This window comes from Roseivirga spongicola, assembly GCF_034376045.1.
GTDB classification, from domain to species: Bacteria; Bacteroidota; Bacteroidia; order Cytophagales; family Cyclobacteriaceae; genus Roseivirga; species Roseivirga spongicola.
On sequence record NZ_CP139724.1, the window covers coordinates 1,125,289 to 1,137,487 of the forward strand.

7 protein-coding genes are annotated in these 12,199 nt (G+C 39.2%); 2 read left to right on the forward strand and 5 right to left on the reverse strand.

Annotated features, from left to right (window positions below):
• Positions 1-27 precede the first annotated feature (27 nt).
• Positions 28-468, forward strand: coding sequence for a DoxX family membrane protein (locus T7867_RS05085; RefSeq protein WP_068216423.1), 441 nt, complete (start codon positions 28-30; stop codon positions 466-468).
• A gap of 62 nt (positions 469-530) precedes the next feature.
• The gene (locus tag T7867_RS05090) at positions 531-1,520 is read left to right on the forward strand and encodes a YpdA family putative bacillithiol disulfide reductase (RefSeq protein WP_068216425.1); all 990 of its coding nucleotides are present in this window, start codon (positions 531-533) and stop codon (positions 1,518-1,520) included.
• A gap of 44 nt (positions 1,521-1,564) precedes the next feature.
• On the opposite strand, the gene T7867_RS05095 is transcribed toward T7867_RS05090, so the two are convergent.
• The 5 genes from T7867_RS05095 to T7867_RS05115 form a co-directional block, all read right to left on the reverse strand.
• Positions 1,565-3,952, reverse strand: a complete 2,388-nt coding sequence (locus T7867_RS05095; protein WP_322299915.1) for an ABC transporter permease — start codon at positions 3,950-3,952, stop codon at positions 1,565-1,567.
• A gap of 390 nt (positions 3,953-4,342) precedes the next feature.
• Positions 4,343-9,163 carry a RecQ family ATP-dependent DNA helicase gene (locus T7867_RS05100; RefSeq protein ID WP_068216429.1) on the reverse strand — a complete coding sequence of 1,607 codons (4,821 nt, stop codon included), beginning with the start codon at positions 9,161-9,163 and terminating at the stop codon, positions 4,343-4,345.
• Complete coding sequence (locus T7867_RS05105) at positions 9,160-10,149, reverse strand: HNH endonuclease (protein WP_068216431.1); 990 nt, start codon at positions 10,147-10,149, stop codon at positions 9,160-9,162. Before T7867_RS05105 ends, T7867_RS05100 begins: the two co-directional genes overlap by 4 nt.
• A 6-nt stretch (positions 10,150-10,155) precedes the next feature.
• Positions 10,156-11,223 (reverse strand): WD40/YVTN/BNR-like repeat-containing protein, encoded by a 1,068-nt coding sequence (locus T7867_RS05110; RefSeq protein WP_068216433.1) that lies wholly within the window; start codon positions 11,221-11,223, stop codon positions 10,156-10,158.
• A gap of 146 nt (positions 11,224-11,369) precedes the next feature.
• Positions 11,370-12,176 (reverse strand): DUF6503 family protein, encoded by an 807-nt coding sequence (locus T7867_RS05115; RefSeq protein WP_068216435.1) that lies wholly within the window; start codon positions 12,174-12,176, stop codon positions 11,370-11,372.
• Positions 12,177-12,199: the final 23 nt, after the last annotated feature.

A 12,199-nucleotide genomic window follows, 5' to 3' on the forward strand; every position in this document is an offset into this window, starting at 1 on the left:
TATATTAGAGGACTGATTTTTTAAACTATGACGCGCTATATCACTTTTTTTCTGGAGCGTCACCAATTTCGTATTCTTAGAGTTTGCATTGGCATTCTATTTTTATGGTTTGGTGGACTCAAATTTTTTCCCGGCTTAAGCCCTGCAGAAGGACTAGCTTCAACCACAGTAGAAATTCTTTCATTTCACTTGTTCCCTGAATGGCTCATTATGCCAAGTCTAGCCACTATGGAAGTAGGCTTAGGCCTTTTACTAGTGTTCTCAAAAGAGTTTAGGCTCACTTTTTGGCTTTTACTCTTTCACATGGCCTGCACTATTATGCCGCTCTTTATTCTTACCGAAGTCACTTTCAAAAGCTTTCCGTTTCAGCTTACTATGGAAGGTCAATACATTGTGAAGAATATTGTGATTATTAGTGCAGCTTTTGTATTGGTTTTTCAACGGAAGAGCAATCGAATTCATAATTAGAAAACATTTACCGAACTTTTCCTTACCCATTTGATTTACTTTAATAAGTAAATTTTGATGCTTTGAAGTACGATGTAATAATTATTGGAGGAGGACCTATTGGGTTAAACTGTGCCATTGAAGCTAAGAAGGCAGGTCTTTCTTATGTTATTTTGGAGAAAGGTGTTCTGGTCAATTCACTCTATAATTTCCCCACAAATATGACCTTCTTTTCTACCTCTAATTTATTGGAAATTGGGGGCGTACCGTTTATTGCTCACAACGATAAACCGACTAGAAGAGAGGCGCTTGAGTACTTCAGAAGAGTTCAGGATAGCTGGGATTTGGAAGTTCACTTGTATACAGAAGTGAAATCTATGGATCATAATGGTGAGGTTTATCAAGTAGAAACTACCAAGGGCATGTATAAGGCCAGCAATGTTATTGTAGCCACAGGTTTTTATGATACCCCTAGAATGCTCAATATACCTGGTGAAGACTTGAAGAAAGTCAAGCACTTCTATGACGACCCACACCCATACGTAGATCAGAAAGTATTAGTGATAGGAGCAGCTAACTCTGCCTGCGATGTTGCCTTGGAGACTTACTACAAAGGAGCAGATGTGACTATGGCCATTCGCGAATCTGAGATTTACCCAAAAGTAAAATATTGGATTCGTCCGAATATTGAAAACCGGATTAAAGAAGGTAGTATAAAGGCTTATTTTAATACTTCAGTAACAGCGATTAGACCCAATGAAGTTGTGCTTCAGACTGCCGATGGTCAGGTGGTATTAGAGAACGACTTTGTACTTGCCATGACTGGCTATATGCCAAACTACCAGCTTTTTGAATCGCTAGGAATCCCTGTGAGCACTGATGAATATAGAATTCCGCTGCACAATGAAAAAACGCTAGAAACAGAGCTGTCTGGAGTGTACGTGGCTGGCGTAATAAATGCAGGTATGCAAACCAGTAAACTCTTTATAGAAAACACTCGCGTTCATTCCAGATTGATTGTACAGAGCATCTTGTCTAAAAAGAACTCTGTAGTTGGAGTCAATTTAGGTTAGTGTATTATTAGCAGTTATGTTTAATGGCTATTAAGGATTTTAGCCTATTCCTGCCTTAGAGTCTTTACAGGGTTCTTTTGAGCTGAGTTAAAAACTAAACCTCCTACCAAGATAAAAGTGAGTACTAAGGCGGCACCAACTCCTAAAGCGATCAGGCCAAAATTGATTCCCGTTTGGTATTCAAAGTTTTGACTCCATTTGTCGATGCCTAAATAAGCCAATGGAACAGCAATTACACTAGCAATTAGTAGCAAGCGGAAGGTGCCCGAATACATAAGCCCGACAATCTGTGGAGACATGGCACCCAATACTTTACGAATTCCGATTTCCTTTCTACGCTGATCAATGTTAAAGGCCGTAAGCCCAATCAATCCAATAAGTGATATGATGGCGCAAAGGAGGGTCATAAAAGTGATTAGCTTACTTTGTGTTCTATCGGCTTCGTATAATGTGCTCAGCCTGTCATTAAGAAAGCTGTATTCAAACGGGTAATTAGGCAACTGTTCGTTCCATACTGTCTCCACAGCCTTTAGGGCTTCCGAAGCTTGATTTTGATTGAATCTCACAATTAAATGCCTGCCCGGATTGGGGTTGTAAACGAAAACCAAAGGCTCAATTGGGTTATGGAGCGAGAAGTGATTAAAGTCTCTCATTACTCCTATAACCTGCCCAGGCTCTTGTTGGTGAAAAAAGCCTAGCTTCTTCCCAACAGGTTGATCCCAGCCTATTTCTCGAGCAGCTGTTTCATTGATCACAAACTTTGCATTACCACTTGTCTCGTCTTTGGTGAAAAATGTTCCTTCAGCCAAGGGAATACCAAAAGTCTTGAGGTAGTCAACTCCTCCATGGATGTACTTAAACTCCATTTGCTTCATCTCACCATCCTTTTCGACCTTAAAAACTATCTGCCCAATATCTGAACCCACTAAGAAGTTCGATGAAGTGACATTTTCGATCATAGGATAAGTCTCTAAAATATTTTTCATGGCAGTATACCTGCTCTGAGTTACTGAATCACTTGTGGTTATCATCATTACCTGATCTTTCTCAAAGCCCATGTCCTTATTCTGGATGAAGGAGATCTGATCTTTCATGAGCAATGTGCTGAGCAGAACGCCTATAGATATAACGAACTGAAATAACACTAAACCTTGGCGAACCATCTGTCCAGACTTTGAGGCTGTCCATGTTCCTTTGAGTGCAGAAACTGACTTGATCTGCGAAAGATAGAAAGCTGGATAAATGCCAGCTATCAGGCCAGTAAGTAGCACAATGGCCAATGTGCCGAGCAAAAGTGGAGGGTTTTGGAAGAGTGTAAAATCGAAGCTTACTCCAAGCCAGCTTTGTAAAGGAGAGTTAGAAATAAGTGCCCACACCATAACAATGGCTAGAAGGTAAGATACAATGGATTGTACCAAAGACTCGGTAAGCAAAGAAGCTCTCAGGCTGTTGACGTTTGTTCCTAAAACCTTTCTGATTCCAATTTCCTTCGCTCTTAAACCTGCTCTAGCCGTGGCCAAATTGATGTAGTTAATACAAGCTAGAAAGAGTATGGCCAAGCCTACAGAGGAGAAAACCAATAAATTGGTTGGGTTGCCTTTAGCAAAATCATCATCAATGCTCTCTTTATCGTAATGAATGGATGATAGCTGCTGAAGTCTCAGTTTGTGATTCCCATTAATCTGATTACCAAAAGGCATGTAATACTTTTCATTGAACGGAGCGAACTTGGCTAAAATGTCTTCTTTGGTGGTGCCTTCTTCTAGTAACACATAGTTAAGTCCGTCAGCATTCCACAACACCTCTGAGTTGAACACACCGTCTTGCATGGCAAACTCTCTGGTTTGAATGCCTGCAATCAGCACGTCAAATTCAAAGTGTGTGTTTTTTGGGAGGTCCTCATAAACCCCAGTAACTTTTAAGTCTTGGTTATCAATTCTGATGGTTTCATTCAATCCTAATTCATCACCGAATAACTTGTCATTGACAGACTTAGAAATAATCACAGCATTCGGGTTTTTTAAGGCAGTTTCCGAATTGCCAATCAACAGGTTTAAGTTGAAAATATCGAACACGGTAGGATCGGTGTAATACATTCGCTCTTGGCTGAATGATTGGTTGTTGTATTTAATTTCTGGTTGGCCAACAAAACCAAATCGAGAAAAACTTTCTATTCCCGGGAGTTCTTCCTTCATCTTTGGCATCAGCTCAGAAGCGGAGTAGGCTGTGTTGAACTCTACACCTGGTGCAGAAAGCACATGGCTCACCCGATAGATTCTCTCATGGTTATTGAAATGTTGATCGAATGTTAATTCGTTCTGAAGAAACATAACCAACCAAATGGTAGCGGCAAGACCAAAAGTAAGCCCAACAACGTTTAAAAGGCTGAATAGACGGTTTTTCCAAAGAATTCGAAGAGCAAATTTAAGCATAACAATTTGTTAACTAAGTCCTTCGTTAAAGATGCATACATTAATCTAATTTTGCAATACCAATAAGAAAGAGACAGACGGTGTTTAATGCTTGTGTAGCAAGAAGTTAATTATAGTTAAAGGAACGTAGCGCTTTAAACTATTCTGCTTAAAAAAACGTCTATATAGTAAAATCGTGAAGATCGATTTTGGTATGATAATTGAAAGGATAGATTAAAGAAAAACGAGGACTAGTCAGTAGTTCTCTTCATACAGTTAGTAGTTTATTTGTTTAGTGACCCGAAGGAGTAGTTAACCTTCGGTTTTTTTTGTCTTTACTTTTCGTCACTGCGAAGGAGGTACGACTGAAGCAGTCTCTAAAATTAAGAGTGAAGCATTATAAGCTTATGATTATTCATGATTAGGAAGAGAAGTTCGATCATTTCTCTCGAAATATATCTCTGGCAGTACAATTCCCACTTCTCGATCGGAGTCTTCTGCTTTCCAGAAAAGAAGATAGTTTATCTTACAGTCTTTGGTTTTGAAGCCCTTTTCTTCGAGTTCTTTGAGCTTTTTCTTGAAGCTTTTTGAAAACTTGAGAACAAACTCTCTGTTAGTATTAAGGCAACCCTCTTCGGATAGTAATAATGCATCTCCACTTAATAGTTCACGAATTCGATGTTGTACAAATTCAAAATATCCTAGTTGAACGTCTCGGTGTGTCAATTGAAGGAGAATTTCATCCGGTGGTGAATAGACAGAGGGATCAATAGTCTTGATTATGTTTTGACTATTAATATGCTCAAACACGCGGCTATTTAAATGAATGGAAAGATTTTGTTTTGCTCTAGTTAAGGCTACATATACTTGCCTTTTTGCCTCATCAGTATTTAGATTAAAGTTATCAAGAAGAAGAAATATACTATCGAACTCTTTTCCCTTTGCTTTGTGAATAGTGGATACAAATATTGTCTCGACATCCTCACCATAAAAGTCTTCCAACTTTGATTCTCTAATAAAAACCTCAAAGTCAGAACGGTATTTCTTTTTAGGATTAGTGACTTCAAAGTCTCTTATAATATTTTGGCAAATCTCTAAAGTAGTACTGCTTTCAAATTGGTTGCGTAGCTCTCTTTTCGCTTCCTCCCAGTTTTCTTCATGGACTATATAAGAAGATTCGTCCAAGTTTAATTGACCAATGAAAAACCGAACCTCCACAAGGTTATATAAACTAAATCCATCATTGGTCTGAATGAGTTTGGCATTCCTCTTATTATTAAGAAGCAATCCGGTAACAAACATTGCTTCTTCATTGGTTTTTGTTAGAACACAGGTTGTGCCCATCAGTTCACTTTCAAGTATACTTTGAACTAAGGGTGTAATCAGGTTTGTACTTTGATATTGAATAATTTTTATAACGCCTAGGCCTGCTTGTCTGGCAATGATCGGAGTGTTCTTTAATCTATGATGAATTGTTCTAACAAATTGATTAGTAAATTCTACCAAATTTGATTTGCTCCTATAATTCTCAACTAGTTCATACTTTACAGCCTTATTGGTTCGAATGAATTGCTCTAAATATTTGGAACTTGACCCCCTAAATTCGTAGATGTTTTGATCGTCATCGCCAACAGCAATCACTCTCATTTCTTCATTTTGCTCCATCAAAACCTGAATGAGTTCAAACTCATCGGAATTCATGTCTTGAGCTTCATCAATAACCAAGACTGTACGAGCTATTCTATTTGACTCTACTTCTCCTACTCTTATTCGCTCGACAGTTCTTTTGAGTATACCATCTGATTTGTCTAGAGTTCCAACCTTGCCCAATAAATCGAAACAGTAAGAATGAAACGTCTTTATATCTACATACAATGCAGCATTTCCTATTAATTGTAAGAGGCGTTTCTTAAACTCTGTTGCAGCTGCTCTTGAAAATGTAAGCATCAATAATTGTTCGTGCTTTACATCTTCCATCAAAAGCAGTGAAGCCAACTTATGGACTAATACCCTTGTTTTGCCACTCCCAGGGCCTGCTGCAACTACAATCTGTTTAGATTCTCTATCATTTATAATTTTTAACTGGGTAGGAGACAGTTCTCCAAAGAGCTGTCTGAACTTGGAGGGTGTAATATTTCTCTTAATCTCATCTTGTCTACTTCCTTTAAAGTACTTAGATAAAAAAGATTGATCATTCAACTGAAAGTAGTCCTCCACAAATTGCAAGGCATCTTTATAATCGCTGATCATTTTTTTAGCATATTCCCCTACAATATGTATTTGCTGAACTTTGGATTCATAGAACTGATTGAGTTTTTGATAGTCCTCTATTTTGTACCTTTTCTTATTGTCTTGTTCGATACGCTCTACCGTCAATTTATTGTATACTACAAGAAACCCACCTTCAATTTTTATTGCTTCAATTCGTGATAGATAAAACAGAGTATCTTCTATGTCGTCAGTGGAAATATTTAGCCTGAAAAGCGCCTGACGGTTTTCATAAGCTTTTTTTAACTCTTGAACAGAAAACTCTACTAATACCTGTTCCTTTTCATTACTCGGTTTTAAAGAAGAACTCTTTTGATGGAGTAATTCAATTATGAATTGAGCCAACTCATGGCGCTTCTCCAGTTTATCTTGAAGTGCCAATTTTGATTGACTACACAATACGGTTATGTGGTTTTTGGATGGGTCTAGATGCCTTTTAATCCAGTTCTTGATCGCCCAAAAATTGATGATTGTTTTCAACTTTTGAGGACTGACTTCATTACAGCCATTTTCCTCAGCTGTTTCATTCAGCTCTTTGATATGAAAAGTTCTTTCTTCCTCTTGAAAAACGGACAGCAGAAACTTTTCAATTTTGGCATATACTTGAACTATATGAAGTGAACGATTTACACTCTCATCTTTCTGAATAAAAGCTGTCAAGTCTTTCGCATCTGCTAGAATTTTTTCCTCCCTAAGAAGTTTCACAATATTGATGACTTCTTCTTTGACAATTCCAAGATGATCAGATATGTAATCAACACGAGATTCGGCTACATCATCATTACTCTGTTTTCTGCTCTTGCTTGAGAAAAGGGATTTAATTATTCGAACTCCCTTCTCCTTTTGATTTTCCTGAAACTTTTCAGATGCGTTTATTCTATCGATTGCCTCTTGTGCATTCTTAGCTAGAATGCTGTTAGCAAATATCCTCGGCATATTTTGTCCTCGCTTCAGATAGCCAGCATCTTCTAAGGCGGCAATAGCTGTTGTAACCCGGGTCTCTATATCTCTTATATTGTCATCCCACCCTGCCTTTCTAGCGATTTCTAAAGCGGAGTTAGAGGCTGTTGAACGAAACCTTGTGATATGCTTAATCGCTTTCCAGATTTGTTGAATTTCTTTGATACTCAATTTGGTTTGATTGAGTAGAATGAAGTGCTTGCTAAGGTCTTCTTCATTGAAAAGCACGTAACAATCAGCCGTAATGCTTTGATCCCTTCCTGCCCTACCAGCTTCTTGAACATAGTTTTCTAGTGAATCAGAGATTTCATAGTGAATAACCATGCCAACATCTTTCTTGTCAACCCCCATTCCAAAGGCAGATGTAGCGACCATTATTTGTACCTCTCCATTTATGAAAGCATCCTGATTGGCAGACTTTTCTTGCTTCTCCATTCTACCATGGTAAGGCCTGGCTTTATACCCATCTTTTACCAAGCGCTCTGCAAGTTCATATGCCCTTCTGGTCCGAGAGACATAGATTATTGTAGGACAATTCTTTTCATCCACTAAATCTCTTGCTGTATTGTATTTTTCCTCTTCATTCTCCTTTTCAAACACTTGATAATGAAGGTTCTTTCTTGATTCTTTTGAGCTGAAAAGCTCTAAACTCAATCCCAGTTTATTCTTGAAATACTCTCTTATATCTTCAATAACCTTTCTCTTGGCAGTAGCCGTGAAACAGGAAACTGGTATTCCCTCTTCTAAATTCTTCTTTTCCTGAATTGACTTGATAAAATCGCCTATGTATAAATAATCTACCCTAAAGTCTTGTCCCCAAGAAGAGAAACAGTGTGCCTCATCAATGACAAAACGTGAGATTTTTCTACCCAGAATCAATCTTTCTATACTCTTTGATCTCAGGGATTCAGGGGATATATAAAGGATGGATGCCGAACCATCTTCAACCCTTTCAAACGACTTACTACGTTCAATTGGATCCAATAGCCCATTGATTGTTACAGATTCGGTAATCCCAACCCTTTCCAAATTATCTACTTGATCTTTCATCAGGGATTGGAGAGGTGAAATAACCACCGTTAAACCTCTTGTGTTTTCCCCGCTCATCAAGGCAGGCACTTGGAATGTAATTGACTTTCCTCCCCCTGTTGGAAAAACGGTTAGTATTGATTTGTTGTCGATTGCTGCTTTTACAGCCTTTTCTTGTAATGGTTCACCGCCATAGCTTCGATATGAGTTAAAACCAAAAAACCTTTTTAAGCCAGCATGAATATCTAATGCCTGATCACAATAAACACAGCCTTTTATACAGGGTTTATTCCTTAGAAGGAATACAATTCGTTCTACTTCCCTATAGTTTCTTAATACCCATGGTGGGGTAATTGAATACTTGTTTTTAGAATTAATCAAAGCCAATGCATAAGCTAATTCTACAGGGTGTTCAGAGCTTATCTTAAGCAGATTGGAGCTTGTGCAGATCTTCGATTGAAAGAATCCATGTATTAATTCTGTAGGGTTTTTATATTCCGATCTATAGTCAACAAAATTGAAAAAAGAGGAAAACTCTTTTTTGTCGTGTAAAAGCAGGTAGAGGATTTCTTTAAAATGACCTTCTGTTTTTTGAAATGCAGTGAGTTCATCAAAAAAGAGGTCTTTAGCTTTTATTGAGTCATTAAGTGGGTTATTAATTTCTTCTGTGAGAAGTTTGTCATCCTTCAATAGATTATGATATGGTTTTGAAGGGAATAGTAAAGGCGATAAATGCAGTGTATCTATTACCTTCTTTGATTCAAGGAAATCCTGAGAAAAGGAGTTGCGAATAAATTTAAGATCGTGGCTTAGAATATTATGACCACATATAAACTCTGAATCAGTCAGGAATCGGATAAAGTCAGGTATAGAGTTTGAATGAAATGAATCTCCATTTGATTTTATAGCACCTATATCGAGGATTCGATTATTCTTTGGGTCAACTTCTGTATCAATGAAGACTATATTTTTCATCTAAAAACATTAACTCCATGCCATTCTAGGCTCTCTCTATTTGGCCAGTATTTTTTATTCGCTGGAAGACTTATTCGCTGGCCCTCGAATTGCCTAAGCGTAAGTTTGCCTTCCTCCACGAACCCTTCAGAAACCCTAACTCGGAAGTCTGGAGTAATACTCAATAACCCTCTATCGAATGCACGATGCAAGTTTGGACATAAGGCGATTCCATTGGTTACCGTGTCATCATAACTTTCACTAAAGGGTATTATATGGCAAGCATCTATCATCGAGATGTTATGCATTGAGCTGACCCTCAGCCCTGAAATACAGCAAGAATGATCGTATATTTTTGGAATTTCACGCTTGAAAACTGACCCTCTAAGAAAGATTTCCTCGTCATTTTTTTGAGTCAACAGTTCCTTTGTTCTATCTCTATAATATTCGGAAGGATCGTTTAAAAAGCTGTATTCTAAATCATTGAAAAGTGAGACAGGGTCTTGTTCAGAAAAGTAACCCTTAGTGTTTGGAAAATATTCTTCTAACAAAACCTGCAAGAGAGCCTTTCTAGAAGATGCATCATTAAGTAACTCAAATAAGGGTTTTTCGATCTCGGCATACTCCACCGCAGCATTTAGGTTCGCAAAGCTCTTGACTAACGAACCCATTGTATTCAGGTTGCTAAATCCAGCCTTTGGCTTCAACACCCAAAAACCCTCGCTTTTCATATAGAAAAAGGGATAGGATATCCGACAATCATGATTGGTTTGAACAAGCTTATTCCAGTTGGTTTTGAAAAGAGCAACCAATTCAGGTGTCAGATAAATCTTAGGTTCTGATATTCGTTTGGTTTCATATGCCTGAATAATAGAAAGAAGAAGAATCGGCTTGTGCGGGGCAATGCCGTGAGAGCGATCGATTCGTAGTTTACGAAAGACTTTAAGGTATTTCGTAAGAAACTCATTTTGCTGTGGTGTGCCGTTTATTGTTGAGTGTTTTTCCATACAATTCTACTCAATATACCTAAATCCCAACTTTGCTACAGCTCCACCCGGGCCACTGGCCCAGGCTGATTTGCCTGTTTTGGAAACGGATACAGCGTAGTATTTTCCTTCCATTGGAGTATAGGCTTTGTCTCCATCGTAATAATAGTCGCAGCTTTCTCGGCCAACGGCCAATACTAGGTTGTTGTCGTAAACGGCTACTCCAGAGCGATAACCATTCGGCTTCATACCGGCCATTACCGGAAACCAGCTTTTGCCACCATCTGTGGTATAAGCCGCATTGATTTTGGTGAGCGAATCGCCACGGTAATCGCCACCAACCATTAGGCCTTCCATTTCATTTTTAAAGTCGATTGAGAAAATACCTTCTGTAGATTCTCCTGATTGCATCGGGGTGATGGTTTTTTGCCAGGTTTCTCCTTTATCGAAGGAGTAGAAAAGGCTGGCTTCTTGCCCTCCCAAACCAATATAAACCTGATTTTCACCAACAGTTCTCAGGCAAGTGCCACTGGCCGCAAAGCCTCCCTGACCATCAAGTGCTTGCGGTCTTTGTTCAAATGGAAGTTCGTTCCAGGTTTCTCCACCATCGGATGTTTTGAGGATTAAAAGTCTGCCATCTATAGCATCGCCAAAAGCAATGCCTTCCTTATCATTCCAGAAATCCATGGCATCGTAGAAAGTGCCTTCTACCATACTGAAATACTTCTGTTCCCAATTCTGGCCGCCATCCGTTGTTTTGTAAATCACTGCTGGAAGGCCTGCACTGAGCACAATGGCCGTGTTGGAATCGAATGCTTCAATATCCCTGAATTGAAGCGTATCAGTACCGGGAATAGAAACATTCTCCCAAGTGGTTCCGCCATCTATAGTTCTGATCACAGTTCCTGTGCTTCCACTGGCCCAAGCTACATCATCAGAAACGGCAGAAAGACCACGGAACCCTGCAGTTACCCCAGATTCTTGCGGTTGCCAATAGGGTGTAGGCCTTTGTTGGTTGGTTTCTTTTTGATCGTCTTGTTTTGAACCACATGAGACTAGCAAAACAAGAAGCATGAGAGCAATGGTCTTTTTCATTAGTGAGCTATTATAATGCATTTAGCTTCCCTAAAATAATTAAATCTGTCATCCTCGCGCATGCGGGGATCTCCTCGGTTGTACTAATCTCACAGAGATTCCTGCCTTCGCAGGAATGACAGCTAGGGAAGCAAATCTGGGGATTCTTATTCCTGAGAAGCTAAACTTGCTAAATCTGGTTTTTCTGGAGAAGTGAAAACTGATTCTGGAAGTTCATCGAAAACCATAACGTCTTCCATTCCACGTTCGCCCCTACTGCTAGAAAGCATAATTTCTCCATGCTTTTTATAGTCTAGCCAAGGCATGGTGAAGCCTGGCTTTTCTGCCTCTTGAGATGAATAATAGGCCCACTGGCTAACTAACTTAGTCTCTTTATCTACCCATACATAGTACATATTCTGAGGAGTTCGGCCTACATTTTCGAAGGTCAGGTTCAGTTTGTCAGCAGCTCTTCCGTCAACAGTGGCTTCCTCACCCACATATTTTAAGGTAACGCCAGAATCTTTCAGCTTAAATGGCATCACTAACCAGTAAGAGTGATTGATCCATGTGCTTTTGGCTCTTTGCATTAGGTTCTGAGCCGAGTCGGCATCCATAATTTCTTCGCCATTCATAAAGGCTCTTCCTGTGCCATCATTAATGTTGGTGAGGTAAGTCATTCCATTACCGGCATCAATGCGAACATTGCCTGTCCACTTATCCCAAACCAATGCATCACGGCCAAAGAACTTCCAAGCAATATAGTGGGTATTATCCCATGCTTCTCGGCCGCCCATAGCCTCCATTACTTCATCGGCAATGGCAATGGCTTTTGCATCAGATTCTGCTTCATTAAAGCCTTCAGCTGCAGGGTTTCCATAGGGTTCTTCCTGAGTGGTTTGACTGGTTTCTCCGCAGCTGAACAAGAAAAGCGTAAGTGTAAGAGATAAGGTGAGTTGAGTTAAGGTTTTCATAGATAAGGATTTGGGTTGAAATT

Bases quoted from the DNA above. Each gene is read 5' to 3' on its own strand.
- T7867_RS05085 (WP_068216423.1), top strand. From the start codon at position 28: ATGACGCGCTATATCACTTTTTTTCTGGAGCGTCACCAATTTCGTATT.
- T7867_RS05105 (WP_068216431.1), bottom strand. From the start codon at position 10,149: ATGGAAAAACACTCAACAATAAACGGCACACCACAGCAAAATGAGTTT.
- T7867_RS05115 (WP_068216435.1), bottom strand. From the start codon at position 12,176: ATGAAAACCTTAACTCAACTCACCTTATCTCTTACACTTACGCTTTTC.
- T7867_RS05095 (WP_322299915.1), bottom strand. From the start codon at position 3,952: ATGCTTAAATTTGCTCTTCGAATTCTTTGGAAAAACCGTCTATTCAGC.
- T7867_RS05110 (WP_068216433.1), bottom strand. From the start codon at position 11,223: ATGAAAAAGACCATTGCTCTCATGCTTCTTGTTTTGCTAGTCTCATGT.
- T7867_RS05100 (WP_068216429.1), bottom strand. From the start codon at position 9,163: ATGAAAAATATAGTCTTCATTGATACAGAAGTTGACCCAAAGAATAAT.